The sequence below is a fragment of the Kribbella sp. NBC_00482 genome (genome assembly GCF_036013725.1).
Classification (GTDB): domain Bacteria; phylum Actinomycetota; class Actinomycetes; order Propionibacteriales; family Kribbellaceae; genus Kribbella.
This window is the reverse complement of sequence record NZ_CP107881.1, coordinates 5,175,664-5,199,357: the sequence shown is the minus strand read 5'-3', so window position 1 is coordinate 5,199,357 and position 23,694 is coordinate 5,175,664. Positions and strand designations below refer to the sequence as shown.

Sequence of the window (23,694 nt, the reverse complement as noted above, 5' to 3'; positions counted from 1 at the left end):
GGCTCATCCGCGAGACAAAACGCGGTGGGCGGTGTCGCGGAGTTCGTCCATCAGGTCTACGCCGGAGTCGAGCATGCGCCGGAACTTCGCCGGGTCCTGCGGGCTGAACATCTCCGCGATGGTGACCTCGTGGTCCGGGCGGCTGATGATCTCGATCGGGTCGCCGGCGCCGATCGTGCCTTCGCGGAGCACCTTGAGGTACGCGCCGGGGCAGCCGGCCTGGTGGAAGCGTTTGACCCAGTGGGGTTCCTGCATGCGGTGCTGGAACGTGATGCAAGGGATGCGCGGCGCGCGGACCATCACCTCGACCTCGTCGCCGATCCGCCATACGTCGCCGAGCAGCGCACCGCTGATGTCGATTCCCTCGGTCCGCAGGTTCTCGCCGAACAGACCGGTCGGGATGTCGCGGCCGAGTTCGGCGGCCCACCAGTTCGCGTCCTCCTCGGCGTACGCGTAGAGCGCGAGATCCGGGCCGCCGTGGTTCTTGGTGTCACAGACCCGGTCGCCGGCGAGACCGAGCTCACCGACCCGGACCCGGCCGGACTGCGGGCGCTTGTCGATCGCGGTGAACCCCGTCTCCTTCGGACCCGGGATCAGCTTCTCCACCACATTCACCGTCAACAACCGCATACCGGCATCTTCTCCCAGCAAGCGCTAGGGATCCACTCGTTTAAGCGGGAGTACGGCGATGATGAGCAAGGTGGTTGCGGTGGCGGCGACCCCTATCCAGGCGGCCGCGCCGTACCCGGACTCGCGGGGGAAGACGCCCGTCGTGTGCGTGGCCAGGATGAGGCCGCCGAGGGCGCTGCCGGTAGAGAAGCCGACGCTCCGGACGACCGCGTTCACGCTCATCGCGCTGGCCGTCTCGGCGGCCGGCGTGACGGCGAGGATGACGACCGGCATCGCGGCCGAGAACGCGCCGACGCCGAAGCCGAGGATGCCGATGGCAAGGATCGGTTCGACCAGGTGTGACCGGGCGAGCGCGAAGAGTACGAACGCGGCGAGGACCACCGCAGTACTTGCTGCTAGCAACAGCCTCGCGCCGAGTCGGTCGCGCCAGGCCGGGATCAGCCGCCCTGCGACGAACCCGAGCAGCGAGAACGGGACCAGGACGAGGCCGGCCTGGAAGGAGTTCAGGCCGAAGCCGTAGCCGGCCGCCGCGGGGGTCTGCACGTAGCGGGTGATCAGACTGAAGAGCAGGTACATGCCGACGCCGCCGGTGAGCATCACGAGATTGGCGGCGGCTACGGCGGGGTGCCGGAGGAGCTTGATGTCGACAAGCGGGCTCTCGGTGCGAATCTCGAGAAAGGTCCAGCCGATCAGGAGCAGTAGCGCGGCCACGAGGATCGCCACGGCCAGGCCCGCGTGGTGGCGCCACAGGCCGGTCTCACCGATGACGAGCAGTAGCGCGGGCAGGGCGATCGCGAGCAGGATCGCGCCGCGGACGTCGAGACGGGACGACGGCCGGTCCGGAGCCTGCGGTAGCGCGAAGACGGCCGCGGCGAAGGCGCCTGCGGTGATCACGAGGCCGAGTCCGTACGCCGCGCGAACGCCGGCGATGTCGGTGAGCAGACCGGACAACGGGTAGCCGATCCCGATCCCCGCGGTCGTCGTGACGGAGAGCAGGGCGATCGTCCGCGCGGCCCTCTGCTCGTCCAGGTGGTCTCGCGCGACCGCCATCATCAGCACAACCAGCCCGATCCCGGAACCCTGCAGCGCCCGGCCGACCAGCAGGAACGCGAACGGCAACGGGATCACCGTCAGCAGACTGCCGACGACCTCCACCGCCAGCATCACCAGTACGACGGTCCGCCGCCGCGGGCCGGACCCGAGCCGCCCGAGCACCGGCGTCGTCACAGCTCCCGCGAGCAACGCGATCGTCAACGTCCACTGCGAGGCCGCGAGCGAAACTTCGTACGCCTCGGCCACAGCCGTGATCAGCGGGGCACCGAGACTCCCGATCACCGCCCCGACCAATCCGACGAAGATCAGGAACGACACGAGCGTCGCCGGAGACCGCACAACCTGTTTCGTGTTCATTGGTTGGTGTCGGTGGTGATGTGGGTGAAGAGGCCCGGTTTGATGCGGGTTCTGGCCTGGTGGGACCACGGTTCGTCCACCTGCGGGAGATCCAGGGCCGCGTTCGTGTTGAGAAGCATGCCGAAGGCAAGGAACGCCTTGACCGTGACAGGGTCCAGTTGCGCGGTGTCGGCGACGGACTGCCACAGCCGCGCGAAGCTCGCCCGTACGGCGTCCCGCACCTCACCGTCACCCGCTGCCGCCGCGGCCGTGCCCTGCAACTGAAGCAGCAGCGTGGTGCGGTCGGCGAGCATGTCGTTGTACTCCTGTCCCATCGCCGCCAGCGCCTCGACCCCGCTCGTCCCGCCGGCGGCCGCGACCATCGCCAGCCGCATTCGCTCGAACGCGGCGTCGACGCACTCCAGGAACAACAGCTTCTTCGTCCCGAACAACCGGAACACGTACGCCTGCGTGATCCCGGCCCGTCGCGCGATCGTCTCGGTCGAAGCGCCGTACAGCCCCGCGGCCGCGAACTCCACCTCGGCAATCCCGAGGACCTGTTCCCGCCGCTCCTGCCCGCTCATCCGTGTCGGCATGGCACCGAAGTTAGTAGGTAGTAACTACTAACTTCAAGCCAGTGTCTACTACCTCACGTCCGGTCGGCGTCAGTCCTGGATGGCTTTGACGATGGTGATGTTGCGGGTCAGCCAGTCCTGGGGCAGGGACTCGTCGGTGCTGGTGGACTCCAGGATCCAGAGCACGTTGAGCATCTGGCGGACGATCACCCAGGCGCGAGCACGCTCCTCGTCGAAACCGGCAGCGTCGACCGTGGTCCAGAACCTCTGCCGAACGGCGAACCGCACGTCGTCGACCTCGTCCCAGCGGTTCCAGATCAGGGGCGCGACCTCGTAGTGCGGGTCGCCGGACAGCGGCTTCGGGTCGATCACCAGCCACGGTTCACGGTCCGCGGCGAGCATGTTCTCGTAGTGCAGGTCGGTGTGAATCAGCCGGCCGTCGGTCGCAGGGTCGGCGATGAAGTCCTCGGCCAGCGAGATCGCCTGCTCGACGTACCGGTGCGGCACCGGCGCCGACGCGGGCAGCCGCCGGAAGCCCTCCACCCAGCGCTTCAACTCCCCCGACAGCGTCCGGTACTGCGGTCCCGCCGGCACATGCAGCCCCTTGTAGGTGCCGCCAACGATCTCGCAGGCGTCGAGCGCGTCGATCGTCGTCAGGTCCCGCGGTTCCAAACGCTCGAGCAGGAGCGCGAACCGGCGCGGGTCCGCGCGCAGCAGTTGTACGGCGCCGTGGCCGGCCCAGGTCCGCAGCGCGAGGTGCTCGGTCTCCGCCTCCCAGTGCGGGAACTGCACCTTCAGCACAGCCCGCTGCCCTTGGGCGAGCACCGGTACGACGATCGCGCAGTTCCCGTACGCCGCCGTACCGTCGACGCGCAGCTCCCACTCGTCGAGGAGATCCCGCATCAGCCGCGGCAGCCGATCCAGCCAATCCGCCCAGTCCTGCCCGCGCGAAGCGACAACGAGCAGGCCTTCAGGAATGACGACCGACACCTACTTCTTGCCGGCTTTCTCGCCGGATTCCGACGTGCGGAGGGCGGCGATGAAGGCCTCTTGCGGGACCTCGACGCGGCCGACCATCTTCATCCGCTTCTTGCCTTCCTTCTGCTTCTCGAGCAGCTTGCGCTTCCGGGTGATGTCACCGCCGTAGCACTTGGCCAGCACGTCCTTGCGGATCGCGCGGATCGACTCGCGGGCGATCACCCGGGATCCGATCGCGGCCTGGATCGGCACCTCGAACTGCTGCCTCGGGATCAGTTCCTTCAGCTTGCCGGCCAGGGCGACGCCGTACGAGTAGGCGTTGTCCTTGTGCACGATCGCCGAGAACGCGTCAACCGTCTCGCCCTGCAGCAGGATGTCCACCTTGACCAGCGCCGCCGTCTGCTCGCCGGTCGGCTCGTAGTCGAGCGACGCGTAGCCCTTGGTCTTGGACTTGAGCTGGTCGAAGAAGTCGAAGACGATCTCGGCCAGCGGCAGCGTGTAGCGGAGCTCGACCCGGTCCTCGGACAGGTACTCCATCCCCTGCAGGTTGCCCCGCTTGGTCTGGCACAGCTCCATGATGACGCCGATGAAGTCCTTCGGGCTGAGGATCGTCGCCTTGACCACCGGCTCGTAGATGTCGGCGATCTTGCCTTCGGGGAACTCGCTCGGGTTGGTGACGACGTACTCCTTGCCGTCCTCCATCTCGATCCGGTAGACCACGTTCGGCGCCGTCGAGATCAGGTCCAGGTCGAACTCGCGCTCGAGCCGCTCGCGGACGATCTCCATGTGCAGCAGGCCGAGGAAGCCGCAGCGGAACCCGAACCCGAGCGCCCCGGACGTCTCCGGCTCGTACTGCAGGGCCGCGTCGTTCAGCTGCAGCCGCTCCAGCGCGTCGCGCAGCGTCGGATAGTCGTCGCCGTCGATCGGGAACAGGCCGGAGTACACCATCGGCTGGGGGTGCTTGTAGCCGCCGAGAGCCTCGGTCGCACCATGGACGGCGGCCGTGACGGTGTCACCGACCCGGGACTGGCGAACGTCCTTCACACCGGTGATCAGGTAACCGACCTCGCCGACGCCGATGCTCGGCGACTTCATCGGCTCGGGTGAGATGACACCGACCTCGAGCATCTCGTGCACCGCGCCGGACGACATCATCTTGATCCGGTCCCGGTGGGTCAGCTCGCCGTCGACCACCCGGACGTAGGTGACCACGCCGCGGTACGTGTCGTAGACCGAGTCGAAGATCAAGGCCCGCGGCGGTGCGTCCTTCACGCCCTTCGGCGGCTCGACCTGGGCGACGATCTCGCTGAGCAGCTCCTCGACGCCCTCACCGGTCTTGGCGGACACCTTGAGCACGTCGGACGGGTCGCACCCGATGATGTGCGCGAGCTCCGCGGCGTACTTCTCCGGCTGTGCGCTCGGCAGGTCGATCTTGTTCAGCACCGGGATGATGTGCAGGTCGGCGTTCAGCGCGAGGTACAGGTTCGCCAGCGTCTGCGCCTCGATCCCCTGCGCGGCGTCGACCAGCAGAACGGCGCCTTCACACGCCTCGAGCGACCGGGAGACCTCGTACGTGAAGTCCACGTGGCCCGGTGTGTCGATCATGTTCAGGATGTACGTCGTACCGTCCGGGGCCAGCAGACCGCCCGGGGTGTCAGGCTTCGGCGCGTACGGGAGCCGGACCGCCTGCGACTTGATCGTGATGCCGCGTTCCCGCTCGATGTCCATCCGGTCCAGGTACTGCGCCCGCATCTGACGGCCATCGACGACACCGGTGATCTGCAGCATCCGATCGGCCAGCGTCGATTTGCCGTGGTCGATATGGGCGATGATGCAGAAGTTCCGGATCAGCGTCGGGTCGGTGCGACCCGGCTGCGGCACTTTCGTGGGGCCAACGGGCACGGAGGGGATCCAGTTCTGGTCTCGAAGGGTATATCCGGTCAATCATCCCATGGCGGTCCAGCAGATTCGAAAATCACGGGCGGACGGCCTTGGGGCCGCCTACCGTTTGGTCGCATGGCGCATGCTGCTGGGGTCCGGTTGCCCTTCGAGAAGCTGCCCGCCGCGGTGCGGGCCTGGGTGGAGCGCTCGCTCGGGTCCGTCGTGGTGACGGCGGTCACCCAGCAGGGCGGCTTCTCCCCCGGCGTCGCGGCCCGCCTGGTGACCGCCTCCGGCCGCCGGGCCTTCGTCAAGACCGTCGGTACGGCGCTCAACCCGAAGACGCCGGAGCTGTTCCGCCAGGAGATCACCGCGATGCAGGGGATCGGCACAGTCCCGATGGCCCCGGTCCAGTACGACGTGTACGACGACGGCGACTGGGTCGGGATGCTCTTCGAGGACATCGAGGGGCGACTGCCGCCGCACCCGTGGGAGCAGGCTGACGCCGACCGGGTGCTGGGTGCCCTGGCGGAGCTGACCGACGCTCTGGACCCGTCACCGTGGCCGGACGCACCTGTGGCAGCTGTGCGGAGCAGAGACTTCCTGAGCCGGTGGGACAAGGTGCTGGAGGACGGTCTGGCCGTACCGGACTGGATGGACGGCCGGGTGGAGGAGTTCGCGGAGCTGGCGCGGACAGGGCTCCGTGCGCTGGCCGAGGGTAAGTCACTGGCCCACTGGGACCTGCGGGCGGACAACATCATCCTGACCGACGACCGCGTGGTGTTCATCGACTGGGCGCACCCGGCGCTGGCACCGCGCTGGGCGGACACCGTGATCCTGCACGCCGAGATGCGCGCCTCTGTCACGCTGCCGGAACTGCCCGGCGACGAGGAGATCACCGGGTTCATCGCGGCGATCGGTGGCGGGTTGTGGTGGGGTGCGGCGCAGCCGGCGCCGCCTGGGCTGCCGACGGTCCGGACGTGGCAGCGCGAGAGTGCTCTGGTCCACCTGGACTGGGTGCGGGAACGCACGCAGCGTTTCTGATGGACGCGCGTCTTTAGCGGTGTGACGAATCAAATGGTGAGCATCGGACGCCCGGCGCCTGCACAGGCGGCCGTGTCGGCGCTTTACCAGCAGCACTGGGCCGGACTGGTCCGGCTGGCGGTGCTGATGGTGGACGACCGGCAGGCGGCGGAAGACGTCGTACAGGAGGCTTTTGCCGAGCTGTACCGGCGCTGGCCGTTGCGGGGGCCCGATGCGGCCCTGGCGTACCTGCGGACGGCGGTTGTGAATCGCAGCCGGTCGGTACTGCGACGACGCAAGGTCGCGCGGTTGTACATCCCACCGCACCAGGCGCCGAACGCCTCCGCCGAGAGCGCCGTCGTACTGAGCGAGGAACGGACCCAGGTACAGCAGGCGCTCCAGGGACTGCCGCGGCGGATGCGCGAGGTCCTCGTCCTGCGCTACTACCTCGATCTCCCCTTCGCCGAGATCGCCCAGATTCTCGGGATCAGCGAGTCCTCCGCCCGCGCCACGTCGTCGCGCGGTCTCGCCGTCCTGACCGAACGCCTCGAGGAACTCCGATGACCGACACCGAAACCCGCCTCCGCGACTACCTGCACACCCAGGCCGCCACCGTCCCCGACGACGCACGGGGCCCCGGTCTGGAGCCTGCCGTCCACCGCCGCCACTGGCCGGTCCTCACGGCGGCCGCGGCGATCGCCGCGGTCCTGGTCCTCACCGTGACGTTCCTGACCCGCATCTCCTCGGACCGTACTGCGCCCGTCGCGCCGCCCGGCCCGGTGTCAGCCGCCGCACCGAAGGTTCCGTACATCGTGTACGCCGACAACGCGCTGCACGACGGCGACCAGAAGGTACGGCTCCCGAAGGGTGTCGACACGTTCTCTGGCCGGGCCGATGGTGGCTGGCTCGGCCTGCAGTTGCCTATGGAGCCCAGAACCCGCGTCGGCATCCTCCAACCGAACGGAGGGTTCCGCCTGCTGGGTCCGGAACTTTCGACCGGCCCCACGCTGTCACCGGACCGCACGCAGGTCGCGATGGTGCACGGCCTGGCGAACAGGCAGGCAGTGGTGATCGTCGTCGACATCGCCTCCGGTCAAGAGGTGTCACGCAGTCCGGTGCTGCCGGCCGCGCCGGCGAAGCTCGTCTGGAACCAGACTGGGATCTGGCTGCGCACCGACGAAATGGTTCTGGCCAAGCTGGCCCTCTGGAAACCTGGATCGGGCAGCACGAAGCCGGTCGACGTCACCGGCTTCGACGGTGGGCTCAGCGCACCGGCAGACGGCGACACCGTGGTGCTGTCGACCCGGAGCGGCGACAGGAGCTGCCTCCGGGCCGGTGTGCTGCGCGCAGACGGCTTCAAGCAGTTGCGCGAGTACTGCGAAGCGGGGGCGCAGACGATCTACCCGCTGATGTCGCCGGACGGCCGCACGGTGGTGAACAGTCGGTCGAGACTGGTCATCGACGTACCGACGGGGAAGGTCACGAAGCTCCAGCTGCCGGAGACCGGCGAGGTGACGGACTTCCCGGAGCCTGTGTTCGAGGACGCGACCCAGCTGATCGCGATCGTCATGGGGCCGGACACGAATACCAGCAAGCCGCCGACTCAGCGCGTCTACCGGTGTGATGTGCGATCCGGCGAGTGCGCCCTACTGCTGACCGGCACCGGCATCACGCTGCAAACGCCGTAACCGTGCCGGCGGCCCAGCAATCGCGGGGCCGCCGTCAGCGCGTTGTTCAGCTGTCTACGCGTACGACGGTGGAGCCGGAGCCATCAGCTCCGTCGGTGAAGTGCAGTTGGCCCAGGTACCTGGTGCCGGCAGTCAGTCCGGTCCAGCTGGCAGTCACTGCCGTCTGGCCGGCGACTGTCACCGGCTGGCTGGCCGGTGTGACGGTCAGGTTGCCTTCTGCCTTCTGCAGCTCCCAGTGGTCGAGTTTGACCTGCTGCTCGTTCGCCCCGGCGAACAGGTCGACGTACACGTCCACCTGACCACCTGCGGGCTGCGACAGGTTCACCTCTTCCTCAGCGGAGCCACCGGTGCTGCTGCCGAGCAGAGTCGTCGTACCGGCCTTGTAAACGAACACGTCCAGGTCGGTGCCGGCCGGGTAGTCCGCGTCGAACGTCGAGAACCGGGCGTACGTAGTACCGGCCGGAACATTCGCGGTGAACTTCGCGACGTGGTCGTTGGCCTTCGGCGCGGTCGTCGGGAACGACACGCCACCCGGGTTCTTCAGCGCGGCCTCGCCGACCGTGGCCGGGTTCAGGCCCACCGCGGTGGTCTCGAGCGTTCCGGCGTACCCGGCCGTGACCGGAACCTGCACCGAACCGGCGGTGCCGGTGCCGTTGACCTGGACCGGCGCCTTCACCGTCAGCGGCTTGATCGCCACCGTGCTGGCCACGGTGTGCTTCACCGACTTCCACACCAAGCGGCCGAACGCGTACTGCTCGAGCGGAGCGCCGTTGTTCTCGATCGTGACCTTGTACGTCGTGCTGCGGCCCGGGAGCGTGATCAGGATCCGCGGCGTCACGGTCACCTTCAGGCCCTTGAGGCCCTCGACCTTCGGGAAGTAGACCTCCGGGACCTTGCCGACGTTCGTCACGGTCCGGGTCACGGTCTGCTTGCCGGCCAGGTCGCCGATCGCGATCGTCGGGTAGTTCAGGTCGCTGAGGTCGATCTTGCCGTTCGCGCACAGCTCGTGCGTGCTGGGCACCTGACCGGAGCCGCAGACGAACTTCGTCCAGTCGGTGTACGTCGAGTCGTAGACCAGGCCCGGGTCCATGCCGAGCTTCGGCTGCACTTCGCCGGCGCCGTACCCGAACGGGTTCGCCTGCGAGCCGGAGTCGTTCTGGATCGGCTTGCCGCTGGTGTCCTTGTCGGTAGCGGTCGTCATCATCGCCGACTTGATCGCCATCGGGGACCAGGTCGGGTGCTTGCTCTTCAGCACCGCCGCGATCCCGGCGATATGCGGCGTGGACATCGACGTACCGCTCATGAACGCGTACTCGCCACCGGCCGCGCTGAACGCGGTCGTCGCGGCCAGCACGTTGGTGCCCGGCGCCATGATGTCCGGCTTGAGCAGGTCCCCGTTCCCGGCCGGGGACGGGCCACGGCTGGAGGAGCTGGCCACCTTCGGGGCGTTGACACGGACCGCCGTACCGGGGCTGATCGTCGCAGTCGGGTTGGTCGTGCCGCTCACGTACGCCTTGACCGCGGGCGCGGCCTTGTCGTCGAGGTGGACCGTCGGGACCGAGTGCAGGTCGGAGTCCAGCGTGCCCGGGGTGATGTTCAGCAGGATCATGCCGACCCCGCCCGCGTTCTTCACCTGCAGGCTCTTGTCGACGCGGGCGTTCCCGCCGCGGTCACAGACCACGATCTTGCCGGTGGCCTTCGCCGGGTCGAGCGTGCCCGCCTGGCAGAGGGCCAGGTTGGCCGGGTCGGCGTTGGGCAGGCCCGCGTCCTTGGCCAGGACGACCGGCGTCTGCGGCGTACCGGAACCGATGCCTGCACCGGTGTACGACTTGCCGTCGCCGAGCGTCACGGTGGTCTGGATGTCACGGTCATGGGTGCCGTTGGCAACCGACGTGACCCAGGGGTACGTCTTGCCGACGGTCGCCTCGCCCGGACCGGTGTTACCGGCGCTGGTCGCGACGAACACGCCCGCCTTGGCCGCCCGCAGGAACGCGAGACCGGTGGCGTTCACGTACGTCGATCCGCTGCCGGAGATCGAGTAGTTGATGACGTCGACGCCGTCGGACACCGCGGCGTCGATCGCGGCCACGATGTCGGCGTCGGTACCGCTGCCGCCGCCGGCCGCGTCGACCGCCCACAGCGCCTTGTAGATCGCGAGGCGGGCGTGCGGCGCCATACCGGAGCCCTTGCCGTAGTCGCGGCCCATCACGGTCATGTCGACGCCGTAGTTACCGGCCGCGGTGCTCGCGGTGTGCGTGCCGTGGCCGCCGTAGTCACGGGGCGACTTGAACTCGTCCGGGATCGGGCGGGTGCCGATGCCCTTGTCGAAGTACCGGGCGCCGATCACCTTGTTGTTGCAGGTGACGGGCGCCTCCTCGCCGGCCTGGCAGGTGCCCTTCCACTTCTTCGCCACGATCGCGTCGGACTGCTTCGTGGTCTTCATCGGCGCGAAGCTCGCCCGCTCCGGGACGTACCCGGAGTCGATCATGCCGATGATCACGCCGTCGCCGGCCTTGTCGATACCGCCCGCCTGCTGCCAGGCGCCGCCCTTGCCGGACAGCCCGAGGAAACGCGGGGTGTCGACGGTGTCGGCGTGCTCGATCTCGTTCGGCTCGACGCTCTTCACCCCCGACGACTTGGCCAGCTTGACCGCGTCGTCGTACGACATCTCGGCGGAGAATCCGGCGTACGTGTAGCTGTAGTCGTAGAGCTTCTTGACGCCCGGGACCTTCGCGATGACCTGGTCGCGCTCGCCGGCGAGATGCTTGACGTAGTCAACGACCGGCGCCGCGGTCTTCAGCAGCTTGCCGCCCGGCACCACCTTGGTGGCAGCAAGACCGGCGATACCGCCGGCGTACTCGGCGACCGGCGAGTCGTCGAGCTGGACGATGTACGAGCCGGTGCCGGAGCGCTTGACCTCCGGATCGGCGGTCGTGCTTGTTGCCGGGTTTGTGGCCGACTGGCTGGCGCTCGCGGCGTTCACCAGCACGGGTACTCCGGCGCAAGCGGCGATCAGTGCGGTGGCGACGACGATCGCCGGGCGTTTGCGGGTCACGCAGTTCCTCCAGGGCTTGGACGGAGCGATGGCGGAGCCTTTGGCTCGCGGACGTCCCGGCGCGCAGGCGTCACGGGGCCCTGAGTATGCCGTCAGCCGCCGACAGTGTCACGCTGTGCACACCAGGCGACGGCCGACAGCAAGGGAAAACCCGATGCCGGATCTGACCGAGTCCATCACAGTGCATTCGTCCGCTGACGCACTGTATCGGTTGGTCAGCGATCTACCTCGGATGAGCGAGTGGAGCCCGGAGTGCACCCGCGTCACCTGGTCCTCGTCCTCCGACGAATCGGCCGAGGGTCCGGTGCCAGGGGCGCGGTTCGTCGGGCACAACCGGGTCGGCGTCGTCCGATGGTTCACCTTCGGGAGGGTGCTGACCGCGCAGCCCGGCCGCCGGTTCACCTTCGACATCACCTTCGGCCCGATCCCGATCTCACGCTGGGACTACGAGTTCACCCCCACTGCGACCGGCTGCGAGGTCACCGAGTCCTGGACCGACCACCGCCCGTCGGTCCTGAAACTCCTCTTCCGACCCGTCTTCGGCAACCGCGCCCCACGCAACGTCCACGGCATCCACACGACGCTGATCCGGCTGAAATCCGCCGCCGAGGCGACCGCGCGAGCCTGAATCACCCTCGGCCCCGCGGGAGCGGGTTTGGAGGAGAGGACAGCTTGTTGGTAATCTGGCTCTTCGCGCGTTCACGGGTGGTGCTCAGCCGTGCGCCGTAACACCTTCCGAATGACCGCATACTCCTGATCGAGGCACTGCTCCGTGGCGAACATCAAGTCCCAGATCAAGCGCAACCGCCAGAACGAGGCTGCGCGACTTCGCAACAAGTCGGTGAAGTCGACCCTCAAGACGGCTGTTCGCCGCTTCCACGAGGCCGTCGACGCCGGTGAGGCCGAGAAGGCCACCGAGACCGCCCGCAAGGCCGGCCGGCTGCTCGACAAGGCCGTCAGCAAGGGCGTCATCCACGCCAACCAGGCGGCGAACCGCAAGTCGGCCATCTTCAAGAAGGCCGCTTCCCTCTAACACCAGGGTCGCGTCCCCGGACGCGCCCCGCCAACGATCGGCCCGGTCTCTTCGACCGGCCGATCGTTTTTGCGTACCCAGACGGGTGGTGGGTCGTGGGTGATGGTTAGCGGCGGCCGTGGGCTCGGGTGATGGTCAGGACCATGCGTTCCAGCGCGTAGCCGGCGTCGCCCGAGGCGCCCTTGACGTCCGCGTCGGCCTGCGCAACCGCCTTGATCGCGGCCGCGAGACCGCCCGGAGTCCAGTTGCGTGACTGCTGCTTGAGCTGCTTGAGCTTCCACGGCGGCACGCCGACCTCGCGCGCCAGGTCCGCCTCCCGCATCCCACTCGGCGCACTCGAGTACTTCGCCAGCCCCCGCAGCCCGCCCGCCATCGCACTCGTCACGAGCACCGGCGCCACACCGCAGTCCAAGGCCCACCGGAGCTGCTCCAGCGCGGGCTCCGTCCGGCCGGCGATCGTCGCATCCGCAACCGCGAAGCTCGTGACCTCCGCCCGCCCACCGAAGTACTGCCCGATCAGCTGAGTCGTCACCGCCTGACCGCCCGAATCCGACACCAGCTGCGAACACGCCCCCGCCAGCGCCCGCAGATCGTGACCGACCGCGTCCACCAGCGCTGACGCCGCGCCTTCGTCGACCGTCCCACCGTGCAGCCGGATCTCCCCCGCCACGAACTGCGGAAGCTCCCACGCCTTCGGCGCCGTCGCGACGACCTCCGTGACCGATGCCTTCCGCAACTTGTCGAGGACGCCCTTCCCCTTCTGCCCACCGGAGTGCACCAGGATCGCGAGTACGTCGTCCGACGACGATCCGGCGTACTCGATCAGATGCGGCGCCATCTCACTCGGCAGGTTCTCGAGCCCGCGCAGCACCAGCACCCGCTCGGTCGCGAACAACGACGGCCCGGTCAGCTCCGCGAACACCCCGACATCCAGCGTCGACGCCTCGAGATCCGTCACCTCCACCGCGCTGTCGCCGTTGGTCTCCGCGTTCTTCGACACCGCCGCGATCGCCGACCGCACGGCCCGATCCGCCAGGAACGACTCGGTCCCGGTCACGAGGAGGACATCGCCCAGCTTCGGCGCAGAACCTTTACGAGCAGCCACCCCGTCAGCATCCCACGCCCTCCGGACAATCCCGGTGCGGCCCCGCAGCAAACCGGCGAGGATGGCGACCATGACCTCACCCGTCGACGCCTTGGTGCTCGTCGATCTGCAGACCGCATTCGTCTCCGGCCCCGACGCAGTACCCAGCGCAGCTACCCTCCTGGACCGGACAGGCGACCTCCTGGACCGAGCCCGAGCCGCCGGCGCAGTCGTCGTACACCTGCAGAACGACGGCCCACCCGGCGCGGACGACGAGCCCGGAACGCCCGGCTGGGAGCTGTACCTGCCGCTGAAGCCCGGTCCCCGCGAGCACGTCATCCGCAAGCCCCGCGACGACGGTTTCGACGCGACGCCACTCGGGGAGATTCTGGTGTCGGCCGGCGTACGGTCACTCGCCATCTGCGGCGTCATGTCGGAGATGTGCGTACACGCGACAGCCAAAACCGCACTCGCCCGCGGCTACCGAGTCGTCCTCCCGTACGACGCCCACGCCACGTACGACGCACCAGCCGTCCCCGGCGTAGCAGACAAGATCCCAGCCCACATCGTCTCCCGAGTAGCCGCCTGGTCCCTGGGCGACCAACCCGAAAACACCACGCCGACCTCCGCGGTCACCTTCTAGCCCCCTTCCTGTAGGCGTGGGTGGGTGGTCAGGGCGAGGTGGTTGTTCGTGTTGGTGACGACGAGGGGACCGCTGACGTTGGTGGTGGCTGTTCGGGTCGCGATGTGGGACAGGAGCTCCAGGGTCCTCGGCGCCGGGTGCCCGTAGTCGTTGTCGCGCCCAGCGGAGATCAGGGCCAGCCGCGCGTTCGCAGCAGCGATGAACCCAGGGTCCTGCTGAGCCGACCCATGGTGCGGGACCTTCAACACATCTGCCCGCAGATCGGCTCCCGTCGCCACGACGGCGCGCTGCGACTCGGGCTCCAGGTCGCCGGTGAGCAGGATCCGGAGACCGTCGAGCTCGACCATCATCGCGATGCTCGCGTTGTTCTCCGGCGACCCTTCATCCGTGGACGTCGCCGACGATGTACCCGCAGCAGGCAGCGCAGGCACCTTCGCCGGCCACAGCGTCGTCCACCCCACCTTCCCCACGACCCGCTGCTCCCGGAACGCGACCGTACGCACAACCACCCCATGCCGCGACGCCAGATCAACCACCCGGTCGTACTCAGCCTGCGGCGAGAAGTACGGCGTCACCTCGATCTCGTCCACCCGCCGATCGTTCAGTACGCCGGCCAACCCGCCGACATGATCCGCATGGAAGTGACTCAGCACGACGACCGGGACGTACTGGATATCCAGGTCCTTCAGGCACCGATCCATCGCCACCGGATCCGGCCCGGTGTCGACAACGACCGCCGTACGATCACCCGCCCGCAACACCAGACCGTCCCCCTGTCCGACATCGCAGGCGACGAACACCCAGTCGTCAGGCGGCCATCCGAACGATCCGACCGGACGCAGTACGACGACCGCGAGCAGGACCACCGCCAAGATCATCGCTATCGGGCGAGCCAGGATGCGATGCAGACCCAGCACGAGCGCCAGGCAGAGCACCGTCAGTACGGCCACACCGACGACGGTCGCCGGCCACGCATTGGCGGCGCCCGGGAGGTCCGCGCCTTCCCGGGCAACCAGGATGATCCAGCGGGCCGGCCATCCGGCGGCCCAGCCGACGACGTGCGCCAACTCGCTGCTCGCCAACGCGACTCCGGCCGCGACGAAGCCGAGAATCGTGGCCGGTCCGACCATTGGTCCTGCCAACAGATTGGCGGCGACGGCGACCAGCGACACTTCACCCGACAGCCACGCGACGACCGGCGTACAGGCGAGCTGCGCGGCAAGCGGGCACGAGATCGCGTCGGCCAGCCAGCCAGGCATCCACTTCGCCAACGCATCCCGCCAACCGGGTCCGAGCAGGATGATGCCAGCAGTCGCGAGCACCGACAGCGCGAACCCGGCTGAGCGCGCGAGCGACGTGTCGAGCAGCAGCAACACGATCACTGCAACCGACAGACTGCGTACGGCGCGGCGCCGCCCTCCCCCGCTGGTCATCGCCGCCAACGCGATCAGTCCCATCGCGGCCGCCCGGAGGACGCTCGGCTGTGGTCTGGCCAGGACGACGAACACGACAACAGTCAACAGCCCGACCACGGTCAGCCCGCGCGCCCGCACACCGAGCAGGCGCGCTAGCGGGAGGAGGAACGCGAGCAGGAGCGTCAGGTTCGTCCCTGAAACGGCGGACAGGTGCGTCAGGCCTGTGGTCTGGAAGTCCGCGTCGAGGTCCGCCGATACGCCAGAGACGTCGCCCATGACGAGTGCGGGCACGAGCCCACGAACGTCCGGCGGCTCACCCGCCACCGCGTCGCGCAGTCCTGCCCGGACCCGCTCGGCCGCACGCAACCACCACGGCGGCTCATCCACAGTCCGCGGCGGCGACCGGGTCGAGAGCATCGCGGCCACCTCGGCGCCACCTTCTACCTGCTCGAGCCTCCCACTCGCGTCAACATGCTGCCCGTACCTGACGTGCTCCCATTTCGCAGTCCCCACCACCAGGACCGGCGTACGCACCCGTTGCCGGATCGCATGCTCCGAGCCGGTACGGCTGCGGATCTCCTCGATGGTCGCCCTCACCACGACGTACGGCGGCCGCCTGCTGGTGGTGCTCCGCCGGAGCGACGGATCGCCGTCGATCTTGAGCCGGACGGTGACAGTCGCCGAGCCGGCGGCGAGCTCCTGCACGGGTCCTGCGCGCAGGGCAGCAGTGTGGAGCGACGCGGCGACCGCCAACCCACCCACCACAACCAACAAACCAACAACCCCCCAACCATCCACCCAACGCCGCACCCAACAACGCACCCAGCCAGTCCCCGCATCGGTCGCTGGATCGGTCGCTGGATCGGTCGCTGGATCGGTCGCTGGATCGGTCGCGGAACTGCCGGTCGAGGATGGCCGACTCATCCGCCGGCGACTCGGGCTCGCCCAGCGGCTGGCATGCCGGGCTACAGCAGTTGTAGAGCGGCAGTTCGTCCGCCGGAGGATCAGCCCGAGTGTCACGGCCAATGTCGCGGCGAGCGTCAACGCGAACCCGGCGACGATCCCGCCGACGATTGGCGCCCGACCGACCAGCACCACCGCAGCCAGCCAACCCGCAGCCGCCGGAATGAGCAGCCGCGCATCGAGCCGCTCATCCCCGGCCGCTTCTGCAGATGCATCCGCGGAGGCCAGCTCAGCAGCTTCCGAGGCTGTCGACTCAGCAGACTCCGCGGGTGCGGGAGTTGGCGCGGGTGGGTGGTTGGCGGGGGTTGGCGCGGGTGGGTGGTTGGCGGGGGTTGGCGCGGGTGGGTGGTTGGCGGGGGTTGGCGCGGGTGGGTGGTTGGCGGGGGTTGGCGCGGGTGGGTGGTTGGCGGGGTTAGATGCGGACATGGGGTTTTAGGGAGTCGAACTTCTTGGGGCCTACGCCGGGGACCTCCTGGAGTTGGTCGATGGTGGTGAATGGGCCGTTCTGGGTGCGGTAGTCGAGGATTCGTTGGGCCAGGACGGGGCCTACGCCGGGGAGGGCGTCGAGTTGTTCGACGGTGGCGGTGTTGAGGTTGACGGGGGCGTTGGGGGCTGAGGACGGGCTTGGCCCGGCGGATGGCGACGGCTGGTTCGGGGGTGGGGGTTGGGTGGTTGCGCCGACGATGATTTGTTCACCGTCGGTTACTTGGCGGGCGAGGTTGAGGGTGGTGAGGTCTACGCCTCGGAGTGGGCCGCCGGCGAGGGTGAGTACGTCGGCTACGCGGGAGCCTGCTGGGGCGCGGATGAGGCCGGGTCGGCGGACCTTTCCTGCGACGTGCACCACCACGAGCGGTTGGCCGGATGAGGTCCCGGCGCCGGGCGTCTGGTTGATGCCTGGGGTTTGGTTGGCGCCTGGCGGTTGGTTGACGCCCGCGGATTGGTTGGCGCCGGTGGATTGGTTGGCGGCTGGTGGCTGGTTGGGGCCGGCGGATTGGTTGGTGGCTGGCTGGGTTTGGGCTGGGGCGGAGCCGGGTTGGGTGGGGGTTGGCTGGCTTACTGCGGAGCCTGCGGTTGTGGTGGTTGGGCGGGTGTCGGGGAGGGGTTCGGGGCGGGCTCGGAGGAAGGTCCAGGCGGCCCAGGTCAGGCCGAGGATGAGTACTACGGCCAGGACTGCGATATGGCGTGGGGTGAGGGTCCAGCGGGCGTCGCGTAGTCGATCGGGTCGGGGTTGTTCGGGGGTCCATCCGCCTCGCACCTCATCACGCTCCTCCGGGTATTCGTCTCGGCCCTGCCTGTCGCTCGACTGCCTGCCGCTGGGATGTACGCCGCGATCAGCCGTGCCGGGCGAACCACCCGGCTCGCCCATTCGAGCGGTCCGTTCGCTCGACGTCCGCCCTCCGGTGGTCCGGTCGGCGGACTCCTCCCCGGCGACGGTCCGACCAGGCGAGGCCGTCTGCCCGGCGAGGGTCTGTCCGGTGGGGGTCTGCCCCGCGGGCGTCCATCCGTTAGTGGTTTGTCCGGCCTTGGTTTGCCCAGTGGAGGGTGGTCCAGTGGGGGTCCACCCGCCAGGGGTCTGTCCGGCGGCGGGTGGGTTGGCGGCTGGCGGCGGCTCGGTGGGTGGACGGGCGGGTGGGGTGTGGTCGGCGTACGGGGTGTGAAGGTTGGTGGTGGTTGGGCGGGGGGTGAGGCGGGCGAGGGCTCGGGCTCGGGTGACCGGGTCGAGGGGTGGGGTGCGGCGGAAGACCTTCACGCCCAAAGAAGGTACGAGTCCGGGGCCTGCGTGAGCGCGCGACTTGAAAGCTGTGGAGAAACCTCCCGATCGCGCCGGGAAACGAAGGATCGGGCGCGCAGGTGAGGACGCCGGGTGAGCGCAGTGGGTTGGCTGGCTCGTGGGACTGGAGACACCCTATGGGGACGGTGGACAGGAAATAGCCTGTCTCCAGACCCCATTACCTGTGCGCAGTGCGCCGTACAGGATCCGCGAGCGCGGAGGCGTTGGCCGGCTCGTGGGACTGGAGACACCCTGTGGGGGCGGGGAACAGGGAATTGCCTGTCCCGAGACCCCAGTACCTGTTCACACCACCCAGTCCGGGACGCGGCACGCCCGTGTAGGCGGGGCGGTTGTGGGGTGGGCTTAGTGGGGGCTTACTACTACGGCTAGGAGGCCGGGGCCTACGTGGGCTCCTATGACGGCGCCTACTTCTCGGAGGACTATTTCGTCGGCGTGGGGGAGGCGGGTGGCCAGGTCGTCGGCGAGGGTTTGGGCTTTTTCCAGGTTGGCGAGGTGGTGGACCGCGATCTGGACGGGGGTGTCGCCGGCGCGTTGGACGGCGATGTCGGCGAGGCGGGCGATGGCTCGGCTGGAGGTGCGGACCTTTTCGAGGGGGACGATCCGGCCGCCGCTGATGGTGAGCAGTGGCTTGACCGCTAGCGCCGTACCGAGGAGTGCTTGGGCGGCGCCGATGCGGCCGCCGCGGCGGAGGTATTCGAGGGTGTCGACGTAGAAGTACGACGAGATGGTCTTCATCCGGGCGCGGGCGGCGGCCTCGACCGTGATGGCGTCCTCCCCGGCGGCGGCTGCGGCGGCCGCGGCGAGGACCGGGAACCCGAGGCCCATGCCGAGCGAGCGGGAGTCGACCACGTGGACCGGGATCGGAGACTCCTTGGCACCGATCATCGCGGCCTCGAACGTGCCGGACATGTCACCGGACAGATGGATCGAGACGACCGCCTCGGCGCCGTTCGCGGCGCACGCGGCGTACGTCTCGGCGAACGTGTGCGGCGAGGGCCGGCTGGTCGACACCGGCGTGAAGGTCTTCAGCGCCTCCGCGACCGCGTCTGCCGAGGTGGCGCCGTCGTCGTACGACGTCCCGCCGATCACGACCTGGAGCGGTACGACGGTCAGCGGGTGGCGGAGCAGTTCGTGCGTGGACAGACCGGCCGTGGAGTCGGTGACGACCTGCACGCGGGCTGCCATGCAGCGAGGTTACCGGACAGTTTAGGGCGTGTCTCCCGGTCCCACACCGTCGCGAGCAGGTGCTCGGTGCGGTGCATCGGCGCGCGGGAGCGAAGGTCTCGATGCGGAGCATCGTGGCCTTTGCTCACGTGCGGCGAGGTGCCGTGCCGAGTGCCGCGCAGTAGGTGTGGGACCGGGAGACACGCCCTTAATGTCCGAGCGCAGTGTCAGACTCCACAATATGAAGGAGACAGAGGCGGAAGTCACACAGTTGCAGACGCTCCTCGACGCGGCGTACGAGCGGTCGACCGAGCATCTGCGCAGCATCATCACGGGGCCGCGGCAGCTCGACTCAAACGAGCTGGTGCAGGTTCTGACCGGGATGTGCACGCTGAACCTGGCCACCGTGACCGCGCAGGGCGAGCCGCGGATCAGCGCGGTGGACGGGCACTTCCTGCATGCGCGGTGGGTGTTCACCACGTCGGCGTCGGCGGCGAAGGCGCGGCACCTGAAGAAGCGCCCGGCGGCGAGCATCTCGTACGTCGACGGCGAGCGGCTCGGGGTGTTCAGCCACGGGAACGTCGAGTTCCTGACCGCGGATCACCCGGACTTCGCCGCGATCGAGGAGCACCTCACCAAGCACTACGGCAGCTCGCCGTCGAGTTGGGGCGACGACATCGTCTACTGCCGTCTCCAGCCCTCCTGGATGGTCGGGTACGCGTTCGACAAGTCGGCTGTGCTGGAGACACCAGCGAGGTGAAGGCCACCCCTCCAGGGACCTTCACCTCGCCTTGGTTGTGCCGGGCTACTGACGTCCCCTGTGCGTCACCAGCCCGGCTCGTCCTGCTGACTCCCCCTGGTTGTCAGCCGAAGTTGGTGGGGCCTCGGCGAGCTACTCCCCGTATCCGGCTCCATGAGAACCGGCCTGACCGCGAGCTCGTCGAGGACCCGGGAGGTCCCAGCGGCCGGCCCACCGGTGGGTGACCAAACCCACCGGTTTGCCCGCACCAGCCGGGTCGCGACACTCGTCCCCTGTGTCGTGTGCCTGACCCTTTGCTGGGACCTCGCCCCGGAAGCAGTGCCCTGACGGTGCACCGCGCCCGGTACAGGCAGGACAGATCCACACTCCGCAGCACTCCGGAGCTCTCGGCCGCCGGTCGGCGCCCCCACCAACCAGCCACCGGAGGCCCTCCGCGTCGCCTTCTCCGGTCGAGGCAGCTGAGCGGTTCGCCATGGCCTCTTCATGGTTCACCACCCTTTCGCTGCCGTAACCGGTGTCGGTCTCTGCTTCGTGGAACCTGCCCTACGGCTGTAATTCTTTGTCCGGCAGCCATGTCAGGACGAGGCAGAACAACCGGCAGTTACCCGGCAGCTTCAGCAGATCCGCGTCATAGAAGCGGCGAAGAAAGCGCAGCGAGTACGTCGTTCGCCAGCCGCTGTACGGCGGCCGACGGGTCCGGCTCCGGCCACCCGTCCGCGACAGAGGCGCTCTCGCAGGACTCCTGCAGGACCGCCCACGCGGTCGGCAGCATCGGCGGGTCCATCGACCGCTGCCACGCCAGCAACTGGCCGCAGACGGCGTCTCCCGCCTCCGAGCGCCCGAGCGCGTGCAGCACGGCCACAGCTTCCGGCAGTACTTCGAGCAGGTAGACGACCCGCCCTTCGAGCAGCAACCGGTTCAGCGCGTCCAGAATCGTCACGCGCGCCTGCTCGGCCTCACCGGCGGCACGAGCCAGCCGGGATCGGTAGAGCATCACCAGGTAGTCGAAGTACCCACGGTGCCCGCGGATGTCGGCGTCGGCCTGGTCGAGCAGCGCCCGCGCCTCGTCGTACCCGCCGTCGTGGTACTCCACCATCGCGAGGCACCCGGCGACCTTGGTGCGCTCCGGGTCGTCCGACGCCTGGCTGTCGCGGGCGAGCTGTGCCCAGTGACGGGCGCCGGACAGGTTCCCCAGCTCGAGGTCGACGCGGCTGAGCGCCATGTACGCGATCTCGTCCGGGTAGACACCCGGATTGATCAGTGCGGCCTCCCACGCAAGCAGGAGCTCCTTGGCCTCCACCAAACGACCCCACCGCAGCAGCGCCAGTCCACAGGTCGCCTGCACAGTGGCAGACCGCTGTACGTCGCCATGCTTGCGAGCGTCATCTACCAGCGCCGGGATCTCGGCCAGGCTCTGTGTATCGAGCAGGTGCGACCCGGACGACACCCAGCCGCCCCGGGCGACCAGGCCCATCTCTGTCTCACCCGGGATGCGCGTACGCGCCTCCTCGTAGTGCCGCCGAGCACCACGGATGTCACCGGTCAGACTGGACAGCCGGCCGGCGATGGCAAGCAGCCGCCCGCTCGTCTCCTTGTCGGACACGTTCTCGGCGCACAGCGTCGCCCACCGGATCCCGCTCTCGGCGACACTCGCCTGGTACTGCCACGCGATCCGGAACCCGAGCACTATCCGCGCAGCGGTGTCCCACTCCCCCAGCTCGCCCGCGCGCGCCAGCGCCACCTCGAACAGTGCCGAGTTCGCATGCGCCGCCCGGTACCGCCGATCGCGGTCCGGTGACGACCACGCACCCTCGAGCCCCGAGACGTACGTCGAACACCACTCGACCGCCCGGTTCCGGAACTCCGTGAGGTCATCGCCCTGTGACGACAGCCCGGCGTACGCGTGCTCCCGAATCGTCTCCAGCAGCTTGTACCGCGCGCCGTACAACTGCTCGAACTCGTGCACAGGCTGCAGCAGCGACTTCTCCACGAGCTCGGCCAGCAGCATCGGTACGTCGGCCTCGTCGATCGGAGTGCCCGTGCAAACACCCGCGACGGCCTCGAGGGTGAACGGTGAGCCGAGCACCGAGGTCCGGTACAGCAGCTGCCGCGCCGGGTCCGAGAGCGCATCGACGCTCCACGCGATCGTGTCGGCCAGCGTCCGCTGATGCGGCGCACCGAACCGCCGCGGCCCGGACAGCAATCGGAACCGGTCGTCGAGCGCAGCGAGAATCGCCTCCACCGACAGCGACCCGGCCCGCGCGGCCGCGAGCTCCAGCGCGAGCGGCAGGCCGTCCAGTCGCCTGACCAGCCGCGCGACAGTCGGGGCGTTCGAAAGGGCCAGCGTGAAGCCCGGTCGCACCCGCGCGACGCGGCGGCAGAACATCTCGACCGCCGGTGACGCCGCGATCGCCTCGAAGTCCTCGTCGTTCGCCGGTACGCCGAGCACCTGCACCCGGCGTACCACCTCGTCCGGCAGACCGAGCGGGATCCGGGACGTGACCAGCACACCGATCCCCGGGAAGCTGCGGACCATCCGGTTGGCGACCGTCGCGACACCGTCGAGAACGTGCTCGGCGTTGTCCTCGACGATCACCAGGTCGCCGGGCTTGCGACCGGACAGTACGTCGTCGAGGTCCGACGTACCCGGGGCTGTGCCGAAGGCGTCCAGGATCGCCGACGGTACGGCGGCATCGCGCTGGACGGTGGTGAGGTCGACGACGACGACGGTCGTGTCGGCGCCGGAGAACCGGTCGGCCGCGGCGAGCGCAAGCTCGGTCTTGCCGACCCCGCCAGGACCGACGAGCGTGACGAGCCGGTTCTGCCGCAGCAGCGACTCGAGCTCGAACAGCTCCTGCTCACGACCGACGAGCCCGTCCGGGATCGGGCGAGTGCCACGCCAGCGCAGACCTGTCGGTACGGCGTCCGCGACCGAGACGACCGGCGGTGACGGCGCCACCGCCCGCACGACGGGACGCACCGAGCCGTGCCCCGCAGCAGCGAGGAACTGGTCGGTGTCGTCGGGCCGCAGACCGAGCGCAGAGGCGAGCAGGCGGACGGAGTCCTTGCGCGGGCGCGCGACCCGGCCGGCCTCCATCTCGCGGATCGACCGGACACTCAGCCCGGCCCGGTCGGCCAGCTCCTCCTGGGAGAGGCCGGCCTGGACCCTCAAGTCGAGCAACAGATCGGCGAATCCCCGCCGACCGTCCGCCCGGCCATCCGTGTCCGACACAGCCTGTCACCCCTCTTAGGCCTCACGTTCCTGACACAACATAGCGTGACGGACGGGAACTTGCCGGAGGTGATCGGCGTGCGGGATGCGGCCTGGGTCACACAATTCGTTGACTTCGGCAACGGGTTTGACGACCCGGAGAAATCACTGCGAACTCAGAAATGCACGTTTCAAGCAGTCGCGCGAACCGAGTGCGATTCATTTTCGGCGGCGTACAGAGAAAGGATGCCGGACCAGTCGTCGATCCGGGCGCGGGTATCCGCGCGGCCGGAGTCGGCATTCAGCAGGCTGCCGTCGGAAATGCCGCGGGTGGCGCGAACCAGGAGCTCAGCGGTGACGTCGCGCAGCGTGTCAAGGGCAGCCATGGCGACAATTCAAGCGGAGCCGTGTTT

Annotated in this window: 19 protein-coding genes; 7 read left to right on the top strand and 12 right to left on the bottom strand. The window is 68.8% G+C overall.

Going from position 1 to position 23,694, the window contains the following annotated elements; all coding sequences use genetic code 11:
* Positions 1-3 precede the first annotated feature (3 nt).
* The 5 genes from OHB24_RS25445 to lepA all read right to left on the bottom strand — a co-directional run bounded on the left by OHB24_RS25445 (position 4) and on the right by lepA (position 5,474).
* Positions 4-630 (bottom strand): MOSC domain-containing protein, encoded by a 627-nt coding sequence (locus OHB24_RS25445; protein WP_327633348.1) that lies wholly within the window; start codon positions 628-630, stop codon positions 4-6.
* A gap of 24 nt (positions 631-654) precedes the next feature.
* The gene (locus OHB24_RS25440) at positions 655-2,040 is read right to left on the bottom strand and encodes an MFS transporter (RefSeq protein ID WP_327633347.1); all 1,386 of its coding nucleotides are present in this window, start codon (positions 2,038-2,040) and stop codon (positions 655-657) included.
* Positions 2,037-2,615, bottom strand: a complete 579-nt coding sequence (locus tag OHB24_RS25435; RefSeq protein ID WP_327633346.1) for a TetR/AcrR family transcriptional regulator — start codon at positions 2,613-2,615, stop codon at positions 2,037-2,039. Before OHB24_RS25435 ends, OHB24_RS25440 begins: the two co-directional genes overlap by 4 nt.
* A 69-nt stretch (positions 2,616-2,684) precedes the next feature.
* Positions 2,685-3,584, bottom strand: coding sequence for an aminoglycoside phosphotransferase family protein (locus OHB24_RS25430; protein ID WP_327633345.1), 900 nt, complete (start codon positions 3,582-3,584; stop codon positions 2,685-2,687).
* On the bottom strand, positions 3,585-5,474 hold the full coding sequence (gene lepA / locus OHB24_RS25425; protein ID WP_327633344.1) for a translation elongation factor 4: 1,890 nt from the start codon (positions 5,472-5,474) through the stop codon (positions 3,585-3,587).
* Positions 5,475-5,588: 114 nt separating this feature from the next.
* Between lepA and OHB24_RS25420 the strand changes: the two genes are divergently transcribed.
* From OHB24_RS25420 to OHB24_RS25410, 3 genes are read left to right on the top strand one after another with little or no spacing between them, the layout of a single operon-like run.
* A complete protein-coding gene (locus OHB24_RS25420; protein ID WP_327633343.1) occupies positions 5,589-6,494 on the top strand; it encodes a hypothetical protein in 906 nt (301 codons plus the stop codon).
* Positions 6,495-6,527: 33 nt separating this feature from the next.
* Positions 6,528-7,037: a SigE family RNA polymerase sigma factor gene (locus OHB24_RS25415; RefSeq protein WP_130380924.1), complete on the top strand. Its 510-nt coding sequence runs from the start codon at positions 6,528-6,530 to the stop codon at positions 7,035-7,037.
* Positions 7,034-8,161 (top strand): hypothetical protein, encoded by a 1,128-nt coding sequence (locus OHB24_RS25410; RefSeq protein ID WP_327633342.1) that lies wholly within the window; start codon positions 7,034-7,036, stop codon positions 8,159-8,161. Before OHB24_RS25415 ends, OHB24_RS25410 begins: the two co-directional genes overlap by 4 nt.
* Positions 8,162-8,207: 46 nt before the next feature.
* Here OHB24_RS25410 and OHB24_RS25405 read toward each other — a convergent pair whose 3' ends face one another.
* Positions 8,208-11,216: a S8 family serine peptidase gene (locus OHB24_RS25405; RefSeq protein ID WP_327633341.1), complete on the bottom strand. Its 3,009-nt coding sequence runs from the start codon at positions 11,214-11,216 to the stop codon at positions 8,208-8,210.
* A gap of 28 nt (positions 11,217-11,244) precedes the next feature.
* Here OHB24_RS25405 and OHB24_RS25400 point away from each other — a divergent pair, with 28 nt between their 5' ends.
* Together OHB24_RS25400 and rpsT are read left to right on the top strand one after the other, a co-directional pair.
* Complete coding sequence (locus OHB24_RS25400; RefSeq protein WP_327633340.1) at positions 11,245-11,844, top strand: SRPBCC family protein; 600 nt, start codon at positions 11,245-11,247, stop codon at positions 11,842-11,844.
* A gap of 144 nt (positions 11,845-11,988) precedes the next feature.
* Positions 11,989-12,249: a 30S ribosomal protein S20 gene (rpsT, locus tag OHB24_RS25395; RefSeq protein ID WP_327633339.1), complete on the top strand. Its 261-nt coding sequence runs from the start codon at positions 11,989-11,991 to the stop codon at positions 12,247-12,249.
* Between the two features lie 106 nt (positions 12,250-12,355).
* On the opposite strand, the gene holA is transcribed toward rpsT, so the two are convergent.
* Positions 12,356-13,354 (bottom strand): DNA polymerase III subunit delta, encoded by a 999-nt coding sequence (holA, locus tag OHB24_RS25390; RefSeq protein ID WP_327633338.1) that lies wholly within the window; start codon positions 13,352-13,354, stop codon positions 12,356-12,358.
* 70 nt (positions 13,355-13,424) lie between these two features.
* Between holA and OHB24_RS25385 the strand changes: the two genes are divergently transcribed.
* A complete protein-coding gene (locus tag OHB24_RS25385; RefSeq protein ID WP_327633337.1) occupies positions 13,425-13,976 on the top strand; it encodes an isochorismatase family protein in 552 nt (183 codons plus the stop codon).
* Here the strand turns inward: OHB24_RS25385 and OHB24_RS25380 are convergent.
* The 3 genes from OHB24_RS25380 to OHB24_RS25370 form a co-directional block, all read right to left on the bottom strand.
* Positions 13,973-16,153, bottom strand: a complete 2,181-nt coding sequence (locus tag OHB24_RS25380) for a ComEC/Rec2 family competence protein (protein ID WP_327633336.1) — start codon at positions 16,151-16,153, stop codon at positions 13,973-13,975. The genes OHB24_RS25385 and OHB24_RS25380 overlap by 4 nt on opposite strands.
* Positions 16,154-16,766: 613 nt before the next feature.
* Entirely contained in the window at positions 16,767-17,609 is an 843-nt protein-coding gene (locus tag OHB24_RS25375) for a helix-hairpin-helix domain-containing protein (protein ID WP_327633335.1), read from the bottom strand.
* Positions 17,610-18,488: 879 nt separating this feature from the next.
* Entirely contained in the window at positions 18,489-19,331 is an 843-nt protein-coding gene (locus tag OHB24_RS25370; RefSeq protein ID WP_327633334.1) for a DegV family protein, read from the bottom strand.
* 220 nt (positions 19,332-19,551) lie between these two features.
* Between OHB24_RS25370 and OHB24_RS25365 the strand changes: the two genes are divergently transcribed.
* A complete protein-coding gene (locus OHB24_RS25365; protein WP_327633333.1) occupies positions 19,552-20,070 on the top strand; it encodes a pyridoxamine 5'-phosphate oxidase family protein in 519 nt (172 codons plus the stop codon).
* A gap of 628 nt (positions 20,071-20,698) precedes the next feature.
* On the opposite strand, the gene OHB24_RS25360 is transcribed toward OHB24_RS25365, so the two are convergent.
* Both OHB24_RS25360 and OHB24_RS25355 read right to left on the bottom strand, forming a co-directional pair.
* Positions 20,699-23,302: an ATP-binding protein gene (locus OHB24_RS25360; RefSeq protein WP_327633332.1), complete on the bottom strand. Its 2,604-nt coding sequence runs from the start codon at positions 23,300-23,302 to the stop codon at positions 20,699-20,701.
* A 170-nt stretch (positions 23,303-23,472) separates the two neighbouring features.
* The gene (locus OHB24_RS25355) at positions 23,473-23,667 is read right to left on the bottom strand and encodes a hypothetical protein (protein WP_327633331.1); all 195 of its coding nucleotides are present in this window, start codon (positions 23,665-23,667) and stop codon (positions 23,473-23,475) included.
* Positions 23,668-23,694: the final 27 nt, after the last annotated feature.

Excerpts from the sequence above, each read along its gene's own strand:
- OHB24_RS25410 (WP_327633342.1), top strand. The coding sequence starts at position 7,034 with ATGACCGACACCGAAACCCGCCTCCGCGACTACCTGCACACCCAGGCC.
- OHB24_RS25365 (WP_327633333.1), top strand. The coding sequence starts at position 19,552 with ATGAAGGAGACAGAGGCGGAAGTCACACAGTTGCAGACGCTCCTCGAC.
- OHB24_RS25385 (WP_327633337.1), top strand. The coding sequence starts at position 13,425 with ATGACCTCACCCGTCGACGCCTTGGTGCTCGTCGATCTGCAGACCGCA.
- OHB24_RS25370 (WP_327633334.1), bottom strand. The coding sequence starts at position 19,331 with ATGGCAGCCCGCGTGCAGGTCGTCACCGACTCCACGGCCGGTCTGTCC.
- OHB24_RS25355 (WP_327633331.1), bottom strand. The coding sequence starts at position 23,667 with ATGGCTGCCCTTGACACGCTGCGCGACGTCACCGCTGAGCTCCTGGTT.
- OHB24_RS25440 (WP_327633347.1), bottom strand. The coding sequence starts at position 2,040 with ATGAACACGAAACAGGTTGTGCGGTCTCCGGCGACGCTCGTGTCGTTC.
- OHB24_RS25420 (WP_327633343.1), top strand. The coding sequence starts at position 5,589 with ATGGCGCATGCTGCTGGGGTCCGGTTGCCCTTCGAGAAGCTGCCCGCC.
- OHB24_RS25445 (WP_327633348.1), bottom strand. The coding sequence starts at position 630 with ATGCGGTTGTTGACGGTGAATGTGGTGGAGAAGCTGATCCCGGGTCCG.
- OHB24_RS25400 (WP_327633340.1), top strand. The coding sequence starts at position 11,245 with ATGGCGGAGCCTTTGGCTCGCGGACGTCCCGGCGCGCAGGCGTCACGG.
- OHB24_RS25415 (WP_130380924.1), top strand. The coding sequence starts at position 6,528 with ATGGTGAGCATCGGACGCCCGGCGCCTGCACAGGCGGCCGTGTCGGCG.
- OHB24_RS25435 (WP_327633346.1), bottom strand. The coding sequence starts at position 2,615 with ATGCCGACACGGATGAGCGGGCAGGAGCGGCGGGAACAGGTCCTCGGG.